At 68.8% G+C, this 19,400-nt stretch carries 21 protein-coding genes; 14 read left to right on the forward strand and 7 right to left on the reverse strand.

Annotation, left to right across the window (positions count from 1 at the left end):
* Positions 1-37: 37 nt before the first annotated feature.
* Positions 38-364, reverse strand: coding sequence for a preprotein translocase subunit YajC (gene yajC / locus RNZ50_13865; protein MDT8856081.1), 327 nt, complete (start codon positions 362-364; stop codon positions 38-40).
* Between the two features lie 793 nt (positions 365-1,157).
* Here yajC and serS point away from each other — a divergent pair.
* Positions 1,158-2,447, forward strand: coding sequence for a serine--tRNA ligase (gene serS / locus RNZ50_13870; protein MDT8856082.1), 1,290 nt, complete (start codon positions 1,158-1,160; stop codon positions 2,445-2,447).
* 33 nt (positions 2,448-2,480) lie between these two features.
* Here the strand turns inward: serS and RNZ50_13875 are convergent, their stop codons facing one another.
* Positions 2,481-3,077 carry a lytic transglycosylase domain-containing protein gene (locus RNZ50_13875; protein MDT8856083.1) on the reverse strand — a complete coding sequence of 199 codons (597 nt, stop codon included), beginning with the start codon at positions 3,075-3,077 and terminating at the stop codon, positions 2,481-2,483.
* A 182-nt stretch (positions 3,078-3,259) separates the two neighbouring features.
* Here RNZ50_13875 and ssb point away from each other — a divergent pair, with 182 nt between their 5' ends.
* From ssb to RNZ50_13905, 6 genes are all read left to right on the forward strand, one after another.
* Complete coding sequence (gene ssb / locus RNZ50_13880) at positions 3,260-3,793, forward strand: single-stranded DNA-binding protein (protein ID MDT8856084.1); 534 nt, start codon at positions 3,260-3,262, stop codon at positions 3,791-3,793.
* 504 nt (positions 3,794-4,297) lie between these two features.
* Positions 4,298-4,660, forward strand: coding sequence for an SUF system Fe-S cluster assembly protein (locus RNZ50_13885; protein MDT8856085.1), 363 nt, complete (start codon positions 4,298-4,300; stop codon positions 4,658-4,660).
* Positions 4,661-4,743: 83 nt separating this feature from the next.
* On the forward strand, positions 4,744-5,094 hold the full coding sequence (locus RNZ50_13890; GenBank protein ID MDT8856086.1) for an iron-sulfur cluster assembly accessory protein: 351 nt from the start codon (positions 4,744-4,746) through the stop codon (positions 5,092-5,094).
* 91 nt (positions 5,095-5,185) lie between these two features.
* Positions 5,186-5,929 carry a triose-phosphate isomerase gene (gene tpiA, locus RNZ50_13895; GenBank protein ID MDT8856087.1) on the forward strand — a complete coding sequence of 248 codons (744 nt, stop codon included), beginning with the start codon at positions 5,186-5,188 and terminating at the stop codon, positions 5,927-5,929.
* Between the two features lie 141 nt (positions 5,930-6,070).
* Positions 6,071-6,976, forward strand: coding sequence for a DMT family transporter (locus RNZ50_13900; GenBank protein ID MDT8856088.1), 906 nt, complete (start codon positions 6,071-6,073; stop codon positions 6,974-6,976).
* 4 nt (positions 6,977-6,980) lie between these two features.
* On the forward strand, positions 6,981-8,162 hold the full coding sequence (locus RNZ50_13905) for a cytochrome P450 (GenBank protein ID MDT8856089.1): 1,182 nt from the start codon (positions 6,981-6,983) through the stop codon (positions 8,160-8,162).
* A gap of 61 nt (positions 8,163-8,223) precedes the next feature.
* Here RNZ50_13905 and RNZ50_13910 read toward each other — a convergent pair whose 3' ends face one another.
* On the reverse strand, positions 8,224-8,685 hold the full coding sequence (locus RNZ50_13910) for an Lrp/AsnC family transcriptional regulator (protein ID MDT8856090.1): 462 nt from the start codon (positions 8,683-8,685) through the stop codon (positions 8,224-8,226).
* Positions 8,686-8,821: 136 nt separating this feature from the next.
* Between RNZ50_13910 and cobA the strand changes: the two genes are divergently transcribed.
* From cobA to RNZ50_13940, 6 genes are all read left to right on the forward strand, one after another.
* The gene (gene cobA / locus RNZ50_13915; protein ID MDT8856091.1) at positions 8,822-9,586 is read left to right on the forward strand and encodes a uroporphyrinogen-III C-methyltransferase; all 765 of its coding nucleotides are present in this window, start codon (positions 8,822-8,824) and stop codon (positions 9,584-9,586) included.
* Complete coding sequence (locus tag RNZ50_13920; protein MDT8856092.1) at positions 9,583-9,885, forward strand: DUF2849 domain-containing protein; 303 nt, start codon at positions 9,583-9,585, stop codon at positions 9,883-9,885. Before cobA ends, RNZ50_13920 begins: the two co-directional genes overlap by 4 nt.
* Positions 9,878-11,542 (forward strand): nitrite/sulfite reductase, encoded by a 1,665-nt coding sequence (locus tag RNZ50_13925; protein MDT8856093.1) that lies wholly within the window; start codon positions 9,878-9,880, stop codon positions 11,540-11,542. Before RNZ50_13920 ends, RNZ50_13925 begins: the two co-directional genes overlap by 8 nt.
* Entirely contained in the window at positions 11,532-12,290 is a 759-nt protein-coding gene (locus tag RNZ50_13930) for a phosphoadenylyl-sulfate reductase (GenBank protein ID MDT8856094.1), read from the forward strand. The genes RNZ50_13925 and RNZ50_13930 overlap by 11 nt, the downstream gene beginning before the upstream one ends.
* A complete protein-coding gene (locus RNZ50_13935) occupies positions 12,287-12,691 on the forward strand; it encodes a DUF934 domain-containing protein (GenBank protein MDT8856095.1) in 405 nt (134 codons plus the stop codon). The genes RNZ50_13930 and RNZ50_13935 overlap by 4 nt, the downstream gene beginning before the upstream one ends.
* 63 nt (positions 12,692-12,754) lie before the next feature.
* Positions 12,755-13,576, forward strand: a complete 822-nt coding sequence (locus RNZ50_13940) for a ferredoxin--NADP reductase (protein ID MDT8856096.1) — start codon at positions 12,755-12,757, stop codon at positions 13,574-13,576.
* Between the two features lie 76 nt (positions 13,577-13,652).
* Here the strand turns inward: RNZ50_13940 and RNZ50_13945 are convergent, their stop codons facing one another.
* Positions 13,653-14,198, reverse strand: a complete 546-nt coding sequence (locus RNZ50_13945) for a hypothetical protein (protein ID MDT8856097.1) — start codon at positions 14,196-14,198, stop codon at positions 13,653-13,655.
* A gap of 306 nt (positions 14,199-14,504) precedes the next feature.
* Here RNZ50_13945 and infC point away from each other — a divergent pair, with 306 nt between their 5' ends.
* The gene (infC, locus tag RNZ50_13950; GenBank protein ID MDT8856098.1) at positions 14,505-14,963 is read left to right on the forward strand and encodes a translation initiation factor IF-3; all 459 of its coding nucleotides are present in this window, start codon (positions 14,505-14,507) and stop codon (positions 14,961-14,963) included.
* Positions 14,964-15,144: 181 nt separating this feature from the next.
* On the opposite strand, the gene RNZ50_13955 is transcribed toward infC, so the two are convergent.
* From RNZ50_13955 to RNZ50_13965, 3 genes are all read right to left on the reverse strand, one after another.
* On the reverse strand, positions 15,145-16,149 hold the full coding sequence (locus RNZ50_13955) for a molybdopterin-binding protein (protein ID MDT8856099.1): 1,005 nt from the start codon (positions 16,147-16,149) through the stop codon (positions 15,145-15,147).
* Complete coding sequence (locus RNZ50_13960) at positions 16,149-17,138, reverse strand: XdhC/CoxI family protein (GenBank protein MDT8856100.1); 990 nt, start codon at positions 17,136-17,138, stop codon at positions 16,149-16,151. Before RNZ50_13960 ends, RNZ50_13955 begins: the two co-directional genes overlap by 1 nt.
* A gap of 173 nt (positions 17,139-17,311) precedes the next feature.
* The gene (locus tag RNZ50_13965; protein MDT8856101.1) at positions 17,312-19,381 is read right to left on the reverse strand and encodes an OmpA family protein; all 2,070 of its coding nucleotides are present in this window, start codon (positions 19,379-19,381) and stop codon (positions 17,312-17,314) included.
* Positions 19,382-19,400 lie beyond the last annotated feature (19 nt).

Consider the following 19,400-nt stretch of genomic DNA (forward strand, 5'->3'; position numbering starts at 1 on the left):
CGTTCGGTCGCGATCGGGCGGCGGGGCGGTCAGGCGGTCAGGCTGCGGGTTCGGTCTTCGACATGACCTGCGCGATGGTGTGGCGCATCACGCGCACCTTCACACCGTCGGCGATCTCGACATGCACGATGCCGTCCTCGCCCACCAGCGTCACCTTGCCCAGGATGCCGCCCTGGGTCAGCACCTGGTCGCCGCGGCGCAGCGCCTCGACCATGGCCTTGTGTTCCTTCAGCTTCTTCTGCTGCGGGCGGATCAGCAGGAAGTACATGATCGCGAAAATCAGGATCAGCGGCACGAAGCTCGTGAAGGCGCTTGCAGCGCCACCACCGGCGGCAGCCTGCGCGAAGGCGGGGGTTGCGAACATGGGTCGTCCTTTGTGCAAGAGGGGGCAAAAAAACCCCGGAATTCCGGAGGTGCACCCTATAGGCGGGGTGCAGCGAAGGCAAGGCAGCCTGCCACCGCCGCGATATAGGCGCATCCGCCGTCCGAACCAAGGGGCAACCGTCGCCCGCGCTGCCCGCCGGGCGTCCTTGCCCGCTTTTCCCGCCCGACACCGCACCGCCCCCCCGTTCCGCCGCGCCGCCCCTTCCGGTCAGGCCCCTCGCTCCCGCCGGCCGCCCCACCCCGCTTCACCCCCATCCCCGCCCCACCATCCCGTTCCGCCGCGATACCCCTCCCGATCCACACCGATCCTCCGACCTCCGCCCCGCCACCCACCTTCCCCGGTTTCCCCCCCATCCCTGCCCCGCCGCCTCCCATCCGCCGCGCCTCCCCTCCCGATCCACGTCCAACCTCCGACCGCCGTCTGGACAGCCAACCACCCCGGCAATCCCTGCCCCGCGCCCGGCCGACCACTCGCCGCGCTCCCGCCACGGCCCTGCAACCACCCGGCACAGCCCTCTCACTGCACGTTCACCTTTGCCCAAATATCCTCGGGGGGTGAGCCCGGCACGGGCGAGGGGGGCAGACAGCCCCCCTGCTGCCGCGGCACCAAAACCTTGCCAGATCCTTGACAAAAAATGCTTTTCCTAATGATTACTGTCGACTGGCATGATTTTCACGCGTGAAACACCGCCCGCGCCCGGCCGCAGCTGCCCCCTTCACCCCGGCCGCGCAATCGGGCATATCTGCCCCGTCCAGCATCCGAGGGAACAGCCATGCACGACATCCGCGCCATCCGCGAAAACCCCGCCGCCTTCGACGCCACCCTGTCTCGGCGCGGCCTGCCGGGGCTCGCGGCGGACATCCTCGCCCTCGACAACTCGCGCCGCGCGAAGATCCTCGCCGCCGAAACCGCCCAGGCGGCGCAGAATGCTGCCTCACGCGGGGCGGGGGCGGCGAAAGCTGCGGGCGATGCTGCCGAATTCGACCGGCTGCGCGATCTCGTGGTCGCCACCAAGGCCGAGATCGCCCGCCTGACCGAAGAGGCGGGGGCCGAGGACGCGCGGCTGCGCGACCTGCTGCTCACGATTCCGAACAGCCCGCTGCCCGAAGTCCCCGACGGCGCCGACGAGACGGGCAATGTCGAGATCGGCCGCTGGGGCACGCCGCGCGCCTTCCCCTTCAAACCGCGCGAGCATTTCGACATCGCAGGCGTGAAACCCGGCATGGATTTCGCCACCGCCGCCAAGCTTTCCGGCGCGCGCTTCGTCGTGCTGCGCGGCGCGGTGATCCGCGTCCACCGCGCGCTGGCGCAGTTCATGCTGGATACCCACATCACCGAACACGGGCTGACCGAAACCTGGACCCCGGTGCTGGTCAAGGACGAGGCGATGTATGGCACCGGAAACCTGCCGAAATTCGCCGAGGACAGCTATCAGACCACCAACGGCTGGTGGCTGATTCCGACTTCGGAAGTCACGCTGACCAATACGGTCGCGGGCGACCTGCTGGACGAGTCCACACTCCCGTTCCGCCTGACCGCGCTCAGCCAGTGCTTCCGCTCGGAGGCGGGCTCGGCGGGCAAGGATACCAGCGGGATGCTGCGCCAGCACCAGTTCGAGAAGGTCGAGATGGTCTCGATCACCATTCCCGAAAGCAGCGCCGCCGAACACGACCGCATGACCCGCTGCGCGCAGGCGATCCTGGAAAAGCTGGGCCTGCCCTATCGCACCCTGTTGCTCTGCACCGGAGACATGGGGTTCGGCTCGACGAAAACCCATGATCTGGAGGTCTGGCTGCCGGGCCAGAACACCTACCGCGAGATCAGTTCGGTCTCGGTCTGCGGCGATTTCCAGGCCCGGAGGATGAATGCCCGCTTCCGCGCGCCGGGTGGCAAGCCGGAGTTCGTGCATACCCTGAACGGCTCGGGCCTCGCGGTCGGGCGCTGCCTGATCGCGGTGCTGGAAAACGGCCAGCAGGAGGACGGCTCGGTCGATCTGCCGGCCGTGCTGCACCCCTATCTCGGCGGCAAGACCCGGATTTCGGCCTTGGGTGAGATGGAGTAGGACCACCGGGGGCGGCAACGCCCCCGCCGCGGGTCAACTGCCCAGAATCACCGAAACGTAGTTCTTCGTTTCCTGATAGGGCGGAATGCCGTCGTGCTTTTCCACCGCCATCGGCCCGGCGTTGTATGCGGCCAGCGCCAGACGCCAGCTGCCGAACTTGTCATACATCAGCTTGAGATACTTGGCCCCGCCGTCGAGGTTCTGGTGCGGATCGTCGATATCGACCCGCATCAGGGTCGCGGTGCCCGGCATCAGCTGCGCCAGCCCGGTCGCGCCCTTGACCGACCTGGCCGAGGGGTTCCAGCCCGATTCCTGCTGCACGAGGCGCAGGAACAGGTCTTCGGGAATGCCGTGCTTGCGGGCCGCGGCCTTTGCCACGTCGAGGTATTCGCCCTTGTAGCTGCCCTTGAAGCGCGGCACCGCCGCCTCTGCCCCGGCCTTGACCTTGGGTTGCAGGCGGACCGAGGTCTGGTACTGCTTGGCCAGCCGACCGTCGAGCAGCTTGGCCTGCGACTTGAACAGCGCGGCCCGCGACTTGCTGGAGCCCGAGAGGGTCAGCCCCTCTGCCGCGGCACCGCCCGCCGATGCGGCCGCAGCCAGAACACAGATCACACCGATGAACCGCCGCATCGCCCCGCCCTGATCGTTTCACACCGCCAGACTATACGACATTTTCGCCATTCCGCCAGAGGAAGCACGCACGCGCCGGGCGGCAAGCCCGCATTGCGGGATGCCGAGGGCGGCGGTATAGGTTTTCATAACCATGCCGGGCGAGGATGCCCGGACCAACGCAGAGATGAGGGGAGAAGCCCATGGCGGGTTCGGTCAACAAGGTCATCATCGTGGGCAATCTCGGCCGCGACCCCGAGGTGCGCAGTTTCCAGAACGGCGGCAAGGTGGTGAACCTGAACATCGCCACCTCGGAATCCTGGCGCGACAAGGCGACGGGCGAGCGCAAGGAGAAGACCGAATGGCACCGGGTGGCGATTCTGAACGAGAATCTGGCCAAGATCGCCGAGCAATACCTGCGCAAGGGCTCGACCGTCTACATCGAGGGCCAGCTTGAGACCCGCAAATGGCAGGACCAGTCGGGGGTCGAGAAATACACCACCGAGATCGTGCTGCGCCCCTTCCGGGGGGAACTGACCCTGCTGGGCGGCCGGGCCGAAGGCGGCGGGGCGGCGGCCGGCGGTGGCAGCTACGAGGATCGCGGCGGCTATGACAATTACGAGGGCGGCCCCGCCGCAGGCGCGGCCAAGCCCGGGGCGGCGCGCGGCGGCGCAGGTTATGGCGGGGGGCCGGCAGGCGGCGGGCGGTCGGACATCGACGACGAAATCCCGTTCTGAGCAGGGCGGGACCGCGCGTCGGCCCGGGCCGCAAAATTCTTGCAGCAAGAATTTTGGCCTGCTGCACGGGCTTCCGCGACGACTCCGTCTTGTGGGGTGTTGCCCAAGGAGTGTTGCGCTGGGGGTGAGGCAGTGGTCCGGACGGGCGAGCCACCGCTTTGGTGTGGGATGGCGGGGCGGCCGCCGCTGCGTGCTTGCCTGCAAGGCTGCTCTGGCGCGCAGGCCGGAGCCTCCGGCGGGGATATTTGGAAAAGGAGAACGGGAGGGGTGTGGCCCGCGCCGGAGCCGTCCGGCTTGCAGGTGAAGCGGGCAAGGCCGATCTGCCCGGAAGACCCTAGCGCGGAGCCGTTCTTGCGGCCCGGAACGGTTCTGGCGGCCGACAAGGGGAGTGCGAAAGCGGTGAGCGGGGACGGGCTGTCGCGGCGGATCGCGCCCGATCGGCACCACTGGACGCGCGGGCGCTTATTCCCTATATAATCTCTCAACAAACCGCGCGAGAGTCACATGAACCAGGCCACTGACCGGATCGAGGGCACGCCCCTCATCAAGCCGTCCACCACCGAGCATCCGCTTTACGAGACGGTCGTCGAAGCCTGCCGATCCGTTTTCGACCCGGAAATCCCGGTCAACATCTTCGATCTGGGGCTGATCTACACCATCGAGATCACGCCGGAAAACGAAGTCGGGATCGTGATGACGCTGACCGCGCCCGGCTGCCCCGTCGCGGGCGAGATGCCGGGCTGGGTCGCCGATGCGGTGGAACCGCTGCCCGGCGTCAAGCAGGTCAACGTCGAGATGACATTCGAACCGCCCTGGGGGATGGAAATGATGTCGGACGAGGCCAAGCTGGAGCTTGGCTTCATGTAAAGAGCCGACGGGTGCGCGCCCGGCGGGCTTGAGACTGCCCGCGCGGCAACCCGCATCGGCGGAAAGGCAAGAAGGACGATCCCATGTTCGGCATTCCCGGCAAGCAGGCTGTCACCATCACCCCTTCGGCGGCGAAGCAGATCGCCCGGCTGATGCAGAAGCAGGGCTCGCAGGGCCTGCGGATCGGCGTCAAGAAGGGCGGCTGCGCCGGCATGGAATACACCATGGATTATGTGTCGGAAATCAACCCGATGGACGAGATGGTGGAACAGGACGGCGCGCGGGTGATGATCGCGCCGATGGCGCAGATGTTCCTGTTCGGCACCCAGATCGACTATGAGACATCGCTGCTGGAAGCCGGGTTCAGGTTCAACAACCCAAATGTGTCAGAATCCTGCGGTTGCGGCGAATCGATCAAGTTCAAGGACGCCTGAGCGGTTTTTCCGCCCGCGCGGCAATCGCGCGCTTCCCCCCCGCCCTCGGCATCGCGTAGAAAGCCCGGAACGCGGGATAGGGGAGAATGCGATGCGCAAACTGGCAGCAGGCAACTGGAAGATGAACGGCACGGCGGCATCGCTGCCGGAAGTGGCGGCGCTGCTGGCGGCACATCCCGCCCCCGGCTGCGAGATGCTGATCTGCCCCCCTGCCACGCTCTTGGCGCGGATGGCCGATCTGGCGGCGGGCAGCGCGCTGCGGATCGGCGGGCAGGACTGCCACGCCAACCCCTCGGGCGCCCATACCGGCGACATATCGGCCGCGATGCTGCGCGACGCCGGGGCGACCCATGTGATTCTTGGCCATTCCGAACGGCGCGCCGATCACGCCGAGACCGATGCTCAGGTGTGCGCCAAGGCCCGGGCCGCGCTGGCCGCGGGGCTGGTGGCGGTGGTCTGCGTCGGCGAAACCGAAGGCCAGCGCGACGCGGGCGAGACGCTGGACGTGATCGGCCGCCAGCTTGCCGTGTCGGTGCCGGATGGCGCCACGGCGGCGGGGCTGGTGGTGGCTTACGAGCCGGTCTGGGCGATCGGCACCGGGCGCACGCCCTCGCTGGCCGAGATTGCCGAAGTGCATGATTTCCTGCGCGCCCGGCTGACCGCCCGTTTCGGCGGCGAGGCGGCGGGGATGCGGCTGCTTTACGGCGGGTCGGTGAAGCCGTCGAATGCCGCCCAGATCTTTGCCACCCCGAATGTCGACGGGGCGCTGGTCGGGGGCGCCAGCCTGAAGGCCGCGGACTTCGGCGCCATCGTCTCCGCCCTGTCTGCCGCCTGAGGACGGGCGGCACGATGTCGGGCGCCAGAGGACGGGGCGTGACATCTGCGGCATGACCTGTCGCGCGCGGAACAGCCTGCCACCCGCGAACCGGGCAATCCTCGGGTCCGGGGCCAGACCCCGGCCCGAGCCCGGAGCGTCATGACCCGCCCTGCCACCAGCCCGCTGACCGCGAACCTGATCTGCATGGCCTCGATGCTGGTCTGGGCCGCGGGCCTGCCGGCCGCCGACCTGCTGATCGGGCCGCTGCATCCGCTGCCGCTGACCGCGCTGCGCATGGCGCTGGCTGCGGCGGTGCTGCTGCCCTTGTGGCTGGTGCTGGACGGGTGGGCCGTGCTGCGGGCCGCGCCCTGGCGGCGGGGCGTGCTGGTCGGCGGCATCGGCTTCGGCCTCGGGGCCTACCTTCTTATCCTGGCGCAGGCACTCAGCGATGCGGTGACGGTGGCGGTGATCACCGCCGCCATGCCGGTGGTCGGCATCGCGCTGGAATGCGCGCTCGACGGGCGGCGGCTGCGGCTGTCGCTGGTCCTGGGGCTGGCGCTGAGCCTCGCGGGCGGCGTTCTGGCATATGGCGCACGGGTGGGCGGCGTCGGGGTCGGGCTGGGGGCGGTGGCGGCGCTGGCCTCGGTCCTGGCCTTTACCTGGGGGTCACGGGCGACGGTCATGGCCTTTCCGGCGCTGACCCCGATCGGGCGGACCACGATCACGCTGACCGGGGCGGCGCTGGTCACCGCCGTGGCCGCGCTGGTCGCCGCGGGCATGGGCGCCCCCGCCCCGGACTGGGCCGCCATCGGCGGGCGCGAGATCGCGGCACTGGCGCTTTGTTCCATCGGCGCGCTGGCGGTCAGCCAGGTGCTGTGGATCCTGTCGGTCGGGCAACTGGGCATCGGCCTGGCCAGCCTGCACATCAACGCCGCCCCGTTCTACGTGATGATCTTCATGGTGCTGCTGGGCGGCACCTGGAACAACATGCAGGCGCTCGGCGCGGCCATCGTCGGCATCGGCGTGCTGGTGGCGCAGGGCCTGCCCGCCCGCCAGACGGCCTGAAGCGATGCAATCCCTGCGCCAGTCCCCCACCGACCCCGCCTTCGTGCAGAACCCCTACCCGTTCTACGAACGCGCCCGCGCGGCGGGGCCGTTCTTCTTCTGGGAAGACTACGGCCTGCCCTGCACCACCTCTGCCGCCGCCGTGAACGCCCTGCTGCGCGACCGCCGCGCCGGTCGCGAGGTGCCGCCCGAAAAGCGCGCCCCGATCCCCGACCATCTGCAACCCTTCTACGCGGTCGAGGCCCATTCGATGCTGGAACTCGAGCCGCCGCGCCACGGCCGCCTGCGCAGCCTGGTGCTGCGCGCCTTCACCTCGCGCCGCATCGCCGCGCTGGCGCCCGAGATCGCGCAGCTCTGCCATGACCTGATCGACGCCTTCCCGCCGGGCCGGTTCGACCTGCTGGCCGCCTTCGGCCAGCGCCTGCCGGTGATCGTCATCGCCCGCCTGCTGGGCGTGCCGGAATCCCGATCCGACGACCTGTTGCGCTGGTCGAACGCGATGGTCGGGATGTACATGGCCGGCCGCAGCCGCGCCACCGAAGTCCGCGCCGCCGCCGCAGCCACCGATTTCGCCGCCTTCCTGCGCGCCCATGTCGAAGCCCGCCGCGCCACCCCCGCCGACGACCTGATCAGCCACCTGATCGGCGCCGAATCCGAGGGCCGGCACCTGACCACCGACGAGCTGATCAGCACCTGCATCCTGCTGCTGAACGCGGGCCACGAGGCCACGGTGCACACCATCGGCAACGGCGTGAAGACCCTGCTGCAAGCCCGCACACCCGCCGCCGCGCTGGCCCCCGACGCCATCGCGGCGACCGTCGAGGAGATCCTGCGCTTCGACCCGCCGCTGCACCTCTTTACCCGCCACATCTACGACGATATCGACCTGATGGGCCACAGCTTCGCCCGGGGCAGCGAGGTCGGCCTGCTGCTCGCCGCCGCCAACCGCGACCCGGCGCTCTGGGACGCCCCGGCCCGCTTCAACCCGCGCCGCCCGGCCAAGACCAACCTCTCCTTCGGCGCGGGCCTGCATTTCTGCGTCGGCGCCCCGCTGGCCCGGCTGGAACTCCAGATCGCCCTGCCGATCCTGTTCGCCCGCCTGCCCGGCCTGCGCCTCGCCGAACCGCCGGCCTACGCCGATGTCTACCACTTCCACGGCCTGCAACGCCTGCTCGTCACCCCCTGACCAGCTTCCGTTTCATCTTGGCCCAAATATCCCGGGGTGCGGGGCAGAGCCCCGCTTCTTCCTACACCGGCAGCACCGTCGTCGACTTGATCTCCTGCATCGACAACAGCGCCGTCACGTTGAAAATCCGCACCTCGGAGATCAGCGCCTGATAGAAGGTGTCGTAGGCCCGCGCATTGGCGACCCGCACCTTCAGGATATAGTCGATGTCGCCCGCCAGCCGGTGCGCCTCCAGCACTTCGGGGCGGGCGCGCAGCGCGGTCAGGAAGCGGCGCTGCCAGTCGGCCTCGTGCTCCGAGGTGCGGATCAGCACGAAGAAGCACGCCTCCAGCCCCAGCGCCTCGGGGTCGAGGATCACCGTCTGGCGCAGGATCACGCCTTCGTCGCGCATCCGGCGGATTCGCGTCCAGACCGGGGTCTTCGACGACCCGACCTTCCGCGCGATCTCGTCCAGCGACTGCGCCGCATCCTCCTGCAACTCGACAAGGATTTTCCTGTCGATCTCGTCCAGACGGACCGCCATTCGCCCCACCCCCCGCTTTTCGGAACTCCGTTCCGTCAGGCGCCAGTATCCGAACAAATGTTCTTATCGGCAAGGCCGTCTGGTGCAGAACAGGGAAAATGTTCTATATTCCACCCAAGCCGCGAAAGGACAGACCATGCCGCACCCGCCCCAGTTCCCCGGTCATGTCACCTTCGCAGGCGCAGGCCCCGGTGCTGCCGACCATCTGACGCTCGGGGTGCTGCGCGCCCTGCAGTCGGCGGATGTGGTGATCCACGACCGGCTGGTGGGCCCCGAGGTTCTGGCGCTGGTTCCCGCCACCGCGCTCTGCATCGACGCAGGCAAGGAAGGCTTTGGCCCTTCCACCCCGCAATCCGAGATCAACGCGGCGCTGGTGGCGCAGGCCAGGGCGGGCGCGCGGGTGGTGCGGCTGAAGGCGGGCGACCCCGGCATCTTCGCGCGGCTCGATGAGGAAATCGAGGCCGTCACCGCCGCGGGCATCGCCTTCACCCTGCTGCCCGGCCTGACGGCGGCCAGCGTCGCCGCCGCCGCCATCGGGCAGGCGCTGACCTGCCGGGGCCGCAACGCCAGCCTGCGCATCATCACCGGCCACGACATGGCAGGCTTTGCCGAGCAGGACTGGCGCGGCATGGCGCGGGCGGGCGAAGTCGCGGCGATTTACATGGGCAAGCGGTCCGCCCGCTTCCTGCAGGGCCGCCTGCTGATGCATGGTGCAGCGCCCGACACGGCCGTGACGCTGGTGGAAAACATCAGCCGCGCCGACCAGCGCATCCACGCCGCCCGCCTGTCCACGCTGGCAAAGGTGGCCGCCGGGGTTGAAGGCCCCGCCGTCATGCTCTACGGCCTCGCCCCGAGGCAGGCCGCCGCCGCCCTGCCCCAGCTCAAGGAGGCCCACGCATGACCCGCGCCTTTACCCCCAAGGTCGTCACCGCCAACCTGCTGCTGGATGGCGAGGTGGTCTGGCTGACCGAAGATGACCGCTGGACGCGCCACCACCACGAGGCCGAGCTGATCGAGGACGAGGCGCACGCCCAGTTGCGCCTGCTCAAGGGTGCGGCACAAAAGCATCTTGTGGTCGGCGTCTATCTCGCGGATGCACGGGCAGGCAGTATCGGCCCCGAGCCCGTCCATTTCCGTGAAACGTTCCGCACGCGCGGTCCGTCGAACTATGCACATGGCAAGCAGGTCGATCATGTATGACTATTCCGATTTCGACGAAGCCTTCGTGCGCGCCCGCGTCGCGCAGTTCAGCCAGCAGGTGGCGCGCCGCATCGACGGCTCGCTGACCGAGGATGAATTCCGCCCGCTGCGGCTGATGAACGGGCTTTACCTGCAACTTCATGCCTACATGCTGCGGGTGGCGATTCCCTACGGCACGATCAACCCGCGCCAGATGCGACAGCTGGCGATGATCGCCGATGTCTATGACAAGGGCTATGGCCACTTCACCACGCGGCAGAACATCCAGTTCAACTGGCCGAAGCTGCCCGACGTGCCTGCGATCCTTTCCGCGCTGGCCGATGTGGAGATGCACGCGATCCAGACCTCGGGCAACTGCGTGCGCAACGTGACGGCCGACCATTTCGCCGGTGCAGCCGCCGATGAGATCGAAGACCCGCGCCCGGTGGCCGAGCTTTTGCGGCAATGGTCGACCGACCACCCCGAGTTCCAGTTCCTGCCGCGCAAGTTCAAGATCGCCATCACCGGCAGCCCGAATGACCGCGCGGTGACGCGGGCGCATGACATCGGGCTGCGCATGGTGCGCCGCGATGGGGCGCCGGGCTTCGAGGTCATCGTGGGCGGCGGCCTGGGGCGCACCCCGATGATCGGCCATGTGGTCCGCGACTTCCTGCCCAAGGCCGACCTGCTGCCCTACGTCGAGGCGATCCTCAGCGTCTACAACACGCTGGGGCGGCGCGACAACAAGTACAAGGCACGCATCAAGATCACCGTGCATGAAACCGGCGTCGCCGAGATCACCCGGATGATCGAGGACCGCTTTGCCGAGATCCGGCCGCAATTCGGCGGGAACGACCAGACGCTGCTGGCCGAGATCGAGGCGGCCTTCGCCCCGCCCGCCTTCCGCAACGCCCCGGTGGCGGATTTCGACGCGGCACGCCTGATCGACCCGGCCTTCCGCGCCTGGGCCGACACCAATCTGGCCGAGCATCGCAACGCGCAATATGCCATCGTCACCATCAGCCTTAAGGCGCATGGCGAAACGCCGGGCGATGCCTCGTCCGACCAGATGCGCCTGATCGCCGATCTGGCCGAACGCTACGGCCATTCGGAAATCCGCATCAGCCACGAGCAGAACGTGATCCTGCCGCATGTCCACAAGGGCGACCTTCCCGTGCTGCACGCCGCGCTGCTGAAGGGCGGGCTCGGTACGGCCAATGTCGGGCTGCTGTCGGACATGATCGTGTGCCCCGGCATGGACTACTGCGCGCTGGCCACGGCGCGCTCTATCCCCGTGGCGCAGGAAATCGCGTTGCGGTTCAAGGAATTGCAGATCGAACATGATGTGGGGCCGCTCAAGATCAAGATCTCGGGCTGCATCAACGCCTGCGGGCATCACCATGTCGGCCACATCGGCATCCTGGGGCTCGACCGCGCCGGGGTCGAGAATTACCAGATCACGCTGGGCGGCGACGGCACCGAAACCGCGGTGATTGGTGAACGGGCGGGCCCCGGCTTTGCCTATGACGAGATCACCCCCGCCATCGAGCGGCTGATCGTGGCTTACCTCGCCCTGCGGCTGGAACCGGCCGAGACGTTCCTGCAAACGTATCGCCGCACCGGCCTCGCCCCGTTCAAGGCCGCGCTTTACGATCAGGCCGACCGCAATGCCGCGTGATGTCGCGATGGACCCGGTGGCCGCGCGCGTCGAGGGGCTGAACGCCCGCTATCGCCACCATGCGGCGACGGCGGTGCTGGAACATGCGCTGCACGACCCGCAGGTTGGCCGCATCGCGCTGGTATCCAGTTTCGGCGCGGAATCGGTGGTGCTGCTGCACCTGCTGTCGGTGATCGACCGCGCCACGCCAGTGCTGTTCATCGACACGCACATGCTGTTCCCGGAAACCCTGAGCTATCAGGCAGAACTGGCGGAAAAGCTACAGCTTTCCGACATCCGCACCATCCATGCCGCCCCGGCGCGGCTGGCACTGGAAGACCCCGACGACACGCTGCACCAGTTCAACACCGACGCCTGCTGTGCCGTGCGCAAGACCGAACCATTGGAACGTGCGCTGTCTGGGTTCGACGCCTGGATCACCGGGCGCAAGCGGTATCAGGGCCAGACCCGGCAAAGCATCGACTTCTTCGAGGCCGACGGCGAACGGCGCATCAAGGTCAACCCGCTGGCCCACTGGGGCCGCGAGGATCTTGAGGAATACATGGTCAACAACCGTCTGCCGCGTCACCCGCTGGTGGCCAGGGGCTACCCCAGCATCGGCTGCGCCCCCTGCACCAGCCCGGTCGCGGCAGGTGAAGACCCGCGTGCAGGCCGTTGGCGCAACAGCGCAAAAACCGAATGCGGCATCCATTTCATCAACGGGCGCGCAGTGCGCTCCCCCCTGCCGAACACGGAGAACGCCGCATGAGCGTGATCGTCACCGACCAGGGCTTCGCGCCCGATGACTGGGCGTCCGAGATCGTGCCGCTGGCCGCCCTTGCGGGCCAGGATGCGGTGGAGCTTGCCCATACCGACGACCCCGCGGGGCTTGCCGGGCGGTTCGGCGGGCTGGCGCTGATCCGCGTCACCTTCCCGTCCTTCGGTGACGGGCGCGGCTTCACCGTGGGGCGGCGGCTGCGTGAACTGGGCTACACCGGGCGGTTGCGCGCCGCCGGGCCGCTGCTGGCGGATCAGTATGCCATGGCCCGCCGGGTGGGATTCGACGAGGTCGAGATTCCCGACGACCTGGCCGAACGCCAACCCGCGGAGCAGTGGCTTTTCCGCTCTGACTGGCGGTCGCATGACTATCAGTCGCGGCTGCGCGGGTGAAAACGGGGTTTTCCCGTTGCCACTTGTGACGTAAGCGTGACACATGTTCAGGAGTCCGAAACCATGACCGAGATGACCCCCGTGACCGACGCCACACCCGTGAAGATCCTGCCCGATGCGCAAACCGTGACCTTCGTGCAGCACTGGACCGACCGTCTGTTTTCGTTCCGCGTGACGCGCCCGCGTTCCTTGCGCTTCCGCTCGGGTGAATTCGTGATGATCGGGTTGCTGGACGAACGCGGCAAGCCGCTGCTGCGCGCCTATTCCATCGCCTCGCCTTCGTGGGACGAGGAGCTTGAGTTCTATTCGATCAAGGTGCCCGACGGGCCGCTGACCTCGAAACTGCAGCACATCGTGCCGGGCGACCAGATCATCCTGCGCCCCAAGCCGGTCGGCACGCTGGTGCATGACGCGCTGCTGCCCGGCCGCCGCATCTGGTTCCTCGCCACCGGCACCGGGCTTGCCCCCTTCGCCAGCCTGATGCGCGACCCCGAGACCTACGAGAAATACGATCAGGTCATCATGATGCACACCTGCCGCGAGGTGGCCGAACTGGAATACGGCCGCCAACTGGTGGAAAGCCTGAAGGATGACGAGCTGATCGGCGAGATGGTCGAGGGCAAGCTGCTGTATTACCCGACCACGACGCGCGAGCCTTCGGCGCTGATGGGGCGGATCACCGACAACCTGACCTCGGGCAAGGTGTTCGCCGATCTCGACCTGCCGCCGATGGACCCCGAGAATGACCGGGCGATGGTCTGCGGCAGCCTTGAGTTCAACCACGACGTGAAGGCGGTGCTGGAGAAGTTCGGCCTGCGCGAGGGTGCCAATTCCGAGCCGATGGAGTATGTGGTGGAGAAGGCCTTCGTCGGCGAAGGCATCTGATCCTGCGCGGAACACCTGTTTCCTTGACGCGCCGCGCGGCCCCCCGCGCGGCGTTTTCCTTTTCCGGCCCGCGCGGTCACATTCCCAGCGCGGCCTTCACCTGATCCAGCGTCGGCTCGATCATGGTCGGATTCGCGGCGGCCTGATCGACCGCGGCCTTCAGCGTGGTCTTGGTCGCTTCATCCAGCGCCGAGGCGTCGATCAGGGCGCTGATTTTCGCGGCGTCGAAGTTTTCCACCGTCAGCCGTTCGGCCGGCGGCATGTCGTCGCCCGCCGCAACGAGGGCCGCGGCGGCGGCTTCGGCGTCGTCGGCCAGCGCCCTTGCGGCGGCCTCGGCATCGGACGCGACCGCGGCTGCCGCATCCTCGGTAGCGGCGACTGCGGCATCGCCGGCATTCTCGACCGCGGCGGCTGCTGCCGCGGCCGCTTCCTCGGCAGCCCTGACCGAGGCGGCGGCAGCCTCTTCGGCGGCTTTGGTCGCGGCTGCGGCCTCCTCGGCGGCACGTACTTCGGCGGCTGCGGCCTCTTCGGCGGCTTTCTGGGCAGGGACATAGCTGAACTGGTAGTATCCAGCCGCGGCCGCCACGATGACGACTGCCCCGATGATCACGCTCTTGTTCATTTCAGACCTCCTTTGACCGGTTCAACCCTCGGTCGCATCCGGCATGACAGAAACGGGCTGCCTTGAAAAGGCGCAGGCATCTGGCGGTGTTGCGACTATTTGCCGACCGGCGGAACCGGCCCGTGCCGCAGAAGCCGGAAATCGGCGCGGAATCCGGGTTGAATCACCCCGGCCAGAGGTCTATTTTGCCACGACCGCCATAAAACAAGGAACGACACCATAGCCCGCAGACCCCACAACGCCCCGCCGCAACGCGACACGGGCCCCCGCATCAACGACCGCATCCGCAACCCCGAGATTCGCCTGATCGGCGCCGATGGGGAGAACGTCGGTATCGTGACGCCGGCACGGGCGATGCAACTGGCCGAGGAGGCCGGCCTTGATCTGGTCGAGATTTCGCCGAACGCCGAACCGCCGGTCTGCAAGATCATGGATTTCGGCAAGTTCAAGTACGAGCAGCAGAAGCGCGAGGCCGAGGCCCGCAAGAAGCAGCACATCATCGAGATCAAGGAAATCAAGTTCCGCCCCGGCACCGACACGCATGACTACGACGTGAAGATGCGCTCGGTGCTGAAGTTCCTGGAAGAGGGCGACAAGGTGAAGGTCACCCTGCGCTTCCGGGGCCGCGAGATGGCGCACCAGGATCTGGGGCTGGAACTGCTGAACCGGGTCGCCGCCGACGTGACGGCCGCCGAGGCCGGAAAGGTGGAATCGTTCCCCCGGCTGGAAGGCCGCCAGATGGTGATGATGATCGGGCCGAAGTGATCGGTCTTCTGTAACCGGCGCGAATACGGCAGACACCGGGGGGTTCACACCCCCCAGCCCGGCCACTGGCCGGGCTTTCTTTGCCTAAAACCTTCCACTGGAAGTTTTTTCCGGGCGCGCGTCGCCCCGTGGGGTATTTTCACCAAGAAGAAGCCGGAACGCATTCGGGCGCTGCGACCTTCTATTCGGCGTGGTCCCGGGGTCGGCCCCTGACTGGCGTTTCCTTCAGCAACCCGCCAACGCCCATTTCGGCGATGTCGTCATCGTTGACGGTCAGGCCGCAGGCAAGGCGGTCCAGCACCCAGTCCGCGCCGTTCAGCGCGGGCGAGCGGGCGCAGCCGGGCAGGCCGATCACCGGGCGCTGCCCCAGCCGGCCATGAAACAGCAGGTTGCCCGGATCGACCGGCATCCCGAACCGCGCCACGCTGCCCCCCGCCGCGCGCAGCGCCTGCGGGCCGGTATCGTGCAGGTCGGATGTGGCAGAGCCGGTCAGGATCAGCAGCATCGCCCCCGGCAGGCGCGTCAGGGCCGCAGCCATCGCCTGCGTGTCATGCGCGGTGACCTCGACGCCCGCCAGTTCCATGCCGAGCGCACGCAGCCGACCCTCGACCGCGCGGCGACCCTTGCGGGTCAGCTTGTCATCCTGCCCAGGCACCTCGGTCAGCAAGAGGCCGGCCGAGCCGAGCGTCACCGGAAGGATGCGCAGGGCGGCATGGGCAAGAGCCTCCGCTTGCGACAGCGCCGCCCCCGGCACGGCGTAGGCGATGATCTTGACGGTGCCGACCATCTGCCCCGGCGCCACCCGGGCAAAGGGCGGCAGGGTGGCCAGCGTGATCGCGGGGTCTAGTCGGTTCAGGGCGTGAATCGCCGCCGTGTCGATCTGCACGATGCCGATACCGGCGGCCTTGAGGTTGACGCGGCCGGTGCTGGCGGGGCTGAGCGTCAGGCCGGCCGCTGCGGGGTCGGGCACAAGGGCTGCGGCAAGGCGGTCGGCGGCGGCGTCCTCTGCCAGATCGAGCGGGCCGGGGCGGGCCACCGTCACCTCGGCCACGCCCGCAGCCAGCAGGCGGGCGATGTCGGGCGCCTGCAGCACCAGCCCCTTGCGCAGCCGCCCGTCGGGCAAGGCCACCGAATGCGCCAGCAGAGCACCCGACGCCCGTGCCGTGGGCACCGCGCCGAACTCCATCAGCCGCGCCGCAGGGTCTGGGTCACCTGCGCCATGATCGACACCGCGATCTCGGCGGGCGATTTCGCGCCGATGTCGAGGCCGACCGGCGCATGGATGCGGGCAATCTGGTCTTCCGCCACACCCTCCGCGCGCAGCCGGTCCAGCCGCCTGGCATGGGTGCGGGGCGAACCGAGGCAGCCAAGGTAGAAGGCGGGCGAGGCCAGCGTGCCGCGAATCGCCGGGTCGTCGAGCTTGGGGTCATGCGTCAGCGTGATCACCGCCGTGCGGGCATCGGGGGCGAGGGCCGCCACCGCCTCGTCGGGCCAGTCGTGCAGGATGGTTTCGCCGGGAAAGCGGGCGGCGGCCCCGAAGGCCTCGCGCGGGTCGATCAGCACCGGGTCGTAGCCGCAGGCCCGCGCCATGCCGAGCAGCGGCTGCGCGATATGCACCGCGCCGACCACGATCATCCGCAGCGGCGGGTTGTGGATGCCGATGAACCAGCCGGATTCGTCCATCCCCGAACGGTCGGCGCGCAGGCGGGTGGCGATGGCTTCGGCCAGCGGGTCGCCAGGGCCGTCACTTAGCCGGTGCTCGCCGGTTTCGGGATGCACCAGCAACGCCACGGCGCGGCGGGCGGCGCGGGCTTGCACCAGATCGGCCAGCATCGCCACCGGCAGCACTTTGCCGACCGGCGTCACCAGCACCCGTATTGTGCCGCCACAGGCCAGCCCGACCGCAAACGTCTGATCGTCACTGACCCCGAAAGTCAGCAGCCGCGGCTTGCCGTCGGCGATGGCGTCCACCGCCTCGGTCACCACCGCGCCCTCGACGCAGCCGCCCGAGACCGACCCCATGATCTCGCCCGCCGCCGAGATCACCAGTTGGCTGCCGGCGGGGCGTGGGGCGGAGCCCCAGGTTTCCACCACGGTGGCCAGCGCCACCCCGCGGCCCTCGCGCGCCCAGGCAAGCGCGACTTCGGCCATGCTGTCATGATCTGCGTGTATCATCGCTTCCCCCCGTTTGGCGCGAAGTATGGCGGGTGCCCGTGCCGCGCGCCACTGTCGAATGGTCGGACAGCCGGACATGGGAACGCCGCGGAAGCAGTCTCCCGCGGCGCTGGTTGGTCATCCGGCCGGAGTGTCGCGCCCTGGCGGCGCGACTTCCGCAACGGGCGGCGGCGTCAGTTCGAGGCAAGCCGCTGCAGCAGCGGCGAGATCAGCCGCACCGCCGCACGGCGGTTCAGCGGTTCGCCGACCTGCGTCGGGATACGCAGTTCCGATTCGCCGTAGCCCTGCACCACCATGTTTTCCGGCGGCACCCGGAAATATTCGGTCAGCGCCAGCGCCACCGATTCCGCACGCCGGTCGGACAGCGCAAGGTTCGAGGCGGCAGAGCCGACCGCGTCGGTATGGCCTTCGATCAGGAACATCTCGGAGGGGTTGGTCTTGATCAGGTCGGCCATCAGGCCACCCAGACGGGCAAGCTTTTCCGCCTCGGTGGAATCGATCGCCGCCGATCCGGTGCGGAAGGTGATGTTTGCCACATCGACGGTCGGGGCAAGTGCCCGGACCTCGCGGTATTCGCGGATCTGGCGCAGGCTGAACTTGCGGCCAAGGTCGCGCTCTTCCGCCGCGCGCAGGGCAGCGCGCAGGGCGGCCCCTTCGTCACGGGTCGAGACGTAGGGCACCTCGACCGGGCGCGGCAGGGTGGCGACGTTGACCGGCTCGACCGGGGTCAGATCGTCGAGCAGCAGCCTTTCGCGGCCGTCGACATCAATGTGCGACCGGCGCAGAACCCGGCCAGAGGCATCGCGGATCGTCACGATCCGGGTATTGTCTTCGCGGGTGACGATCGAGCGGGTCGAACCGTCGGCGAAGTTTTCCGTGCTGACGGTGGAGCCAGGCTGGCGGATCAGCGTGTCGTCGTCGCGCATGACGGTATAGTTGCCGTCCTGATCCTCGACCACGACGCGGTCGCCGGAATTCGACACCACCTTGTTGCCGTTGTTCAGGATGGCACCGACCACAAGACCGCCCAGAACCACCAGACCGAACTTTTCAAGATCGCTGAGGCCGCCCTTCTTGCCGCTGCTGGTTGCGACCGGGGCTTCTCCTGTGGCCGTGGTCGAGAATTCCTCGCTGCTCGACCGGCTGTCGGCTTCGGTCACGTTGGTGACCGTGGCGGTGCCGGACAAGGCGGCGGCGGCAGCGGCGGCCACCGGAGAGTCGCCCTGTTCGCGGGTCGACAGGATCTGCGCCAGGGCGTCGGCAGCGGCCGTGTCGGAGACCGGGGCTGCGACCGGCGGGTTGGCCAGGGCGTCGGCTCGGGCGGCGGCGGCTGCGGCCTCTTCCTCGGCGGCTTTCTTCGCAGCCCGGGCGGCGACCCGCGCCGCCTTGGCGGCGGCGGCATCGTCACCGGTCTGTCTGGCAGCAGCGGCGTCGGCATCGGCAGCGGCAGCTTCGGCGGCCTGTGCGGCGGCGGCGTCAGCGGCGGCCGCTTCGGCTGCAGCTGCGGCGGCTGCATCACCGGCCGCAGCGGCGGCTGCGGCTTCGGCGGCGGCAGCGGCTTCGGCGGCGGCAGCGGCTTCGGCGGCGGCAGCGGCCTGCGCCCTGGCCGCGTCGTCGGCGCCATCCCGGGTGGCCTGGGCGGCAGCGGCGTCAGCGGCGGCGGCGGCCTCGGCAGCAGCGGCGGCCTGGGCGGCAGCAGCGGCGTCGGCAGCAGCAGCGGCGTCGGCAGCAGCAGCGGCGTCGGCAGCAGCAGCGGCCTCGGCGGCGGCAGCGGCCTCGGCGGCGGCAGCGGCCTCGGCGGCGGCAGCGGCCTCGATTGCGGCAGCAGCCTCGGCGGCGGCCTGGTTGGCCTCGGCAGCGGTGGCGGCTTCGGCGTCGGCTGCGGCCTTGCGGGCGGCCCTGGCTTCGGCGCGGGCCGCTTCGCTGGCCTCATCTTCGGCGGCGGCGGCAGCGTCAGCGGCAGCCTTGTCGGCAGCCTTGTCCGCGGCCTTGTCGGCCTTGGCCTCGGCCTTTCCGGCAGCGCGGTCGGCCTTCCTGGCGGCCTTGATTTCCTCGGGGTCGTCGCAGGGCGGCTCGGGGATCACGAAACAGGTGGCACCTTCGGGGCAGGCCCGATCGGCTTCGGTCAGGCAGACGATCCCCTGTTCGCCAAGGGTCTGGGGGGTCTGCGCCAGCAAGGGCAGCGGCGACATGCCGGCCAGTGCAACCGAAAATGCCGTGGTGGAGGTCAGAAGCCGTCTCATCGGGTCGTCCTTTCAAGTG

This window comes from Paracoccaceae bacterium Fryx2 (genome assembly GCA_032334235.1).
In the GTDB taxonomy this organism is placed as follows: domain Bacteria; phylum Pseudomonadota; class Alphaproteobacteria; order Rhodobacterales; family Rhodobacteraceae; genus JAVSGI01.

Coding starts and splice junctions, on each gene's coding strand:
- yajC (MDT8856081.1), bottom strand. CDS start 364: ATGTTCGCAACCCCCGCCTTCGCGCAGGCTGCCGCCGGTGGTGGCGCT.
- serS (MDT8856082.1), top strand. CDS start 1,158: ATGCACGACATCCGCGCCATCCGCGAAAACCCCGCCGCCTTCGACGCC.
- RNZ50_13875 (MDT8856083.1), bottom strand. CDS start 3,077: ATGCGGCGGTTCATCGGTGTGATCTGTGTTCTGGCTGCGGCCGCATCG.
- ssb (MDT8856084.1), top strand. CDS start 3,260: ATGGCGGGTTCGGTCAACAAGGTCATCATCGTGGGCAATCTCGGCCGC.
- RNZ50_13885 (MDT8856085.1), top strand. CDS start 4,298: ATGAACCAGGCCACTGACCGGATCGAGGGCACGCCCCTCATCAAGCCG.
- RNZ50_13890 (MDT8856086.1), top strand. CDS start 4,744: ATGTTCGGCATTCCCGGCAAGCAGGCTGTCACCATCACCCCTTCGGCG.
- tpiA (MDT8856087.1), top strand. CDS start 5,186: ATGCGCAAACTGGCAGCAGGCAACTGGAAGATGAACGGCACGGCGGCA.
- RNZ50_13900 (MDT8856088.1), top strand. CDS start 6,071: ATGACCCGCCCTGCCACCAGCCCGCTGACCGCGAACCTGATCTGCATG.
- RNZ50_13905 (MDT8856089.1), top strand. CDS start 6,981: ATGCAATCCCTGCGCCAGTCCCCCACCGACCCCGCCTTCGTGCAGAAC.
- RNZ50_13910 (MDT8856090.1), bottom strand. CDS start 8,685: ATGGCGGTCCGTCTGGACGAGATCGACAGGAAAATCCTTGTCGAGTTG.
- cobA (MDT8856091.1), top strand. CDS start 8,822: ATGCCGCACCCGCCCCAGTTCCCCGGTCATGTCACCTTCGCAGGCGCA.
- RNZ50_13920 (MDT8856092.1), top strand. CDS start 9,583: ATGACCCGCGCCTTTACCCCCAAGGTCGTCACCGCCAACCTGCTGCTG.
- RNZ50_13925 (MDT8856093.1), top strand. CDS start 9,878: ATGTATGACTATTCCGATTTCGACGAAGCCTTCGTGCGCGCCCGCGTC.
- RNZ50_13930 (MDT8856094.1), top strand. CDS start 11,532: ATGCCGCGTGATGTCGCGATGGACCCGGTGGCCGCGCGCGTCGAGGGG.
- RNZ50_13935 (MDT8856095.1), top strand. CDS start 12,287: ATGAGCGTGATCGTCACCGACCAGGGCTTCGCGCCCGATGACTGGGCG.
- RNZ50_13940 (MDT8856096.1), top strand. CDS start 12,755: ATGACCGAGATGACCCCCGTGACCGACGCCACACCCGTGAAGATCCTG.
- RNZ50_13945 (MDT8856097.1), bottom strand. CDS start 14,198: ATGAACAAGAGCGTGATCATCGGGGCAGTCGTCATCGTGGCGGCCGCG.
- RNZ50_13955 (MDT8856099.1), bottom strand. CDS start 16,149: ATGGAGTTCGGCGCGGTGCCCACGGCACGGGCGTCGGGTGCTCTGCTG.
- RNZ50_13960 (MDT8856100.1), bottom strand. CDS start 17,138: ATGATACACGCAGATCATGACAGCATGGCCGAAGTCGCGCTTGCCTGG.
- RNZ50_13965 (MDT8856101.1), bottom strand. CDS start 19,381: ATGAGACGGCTTCTGACCTCCACCACGGCATTTTCGGTTGCACTGGCC.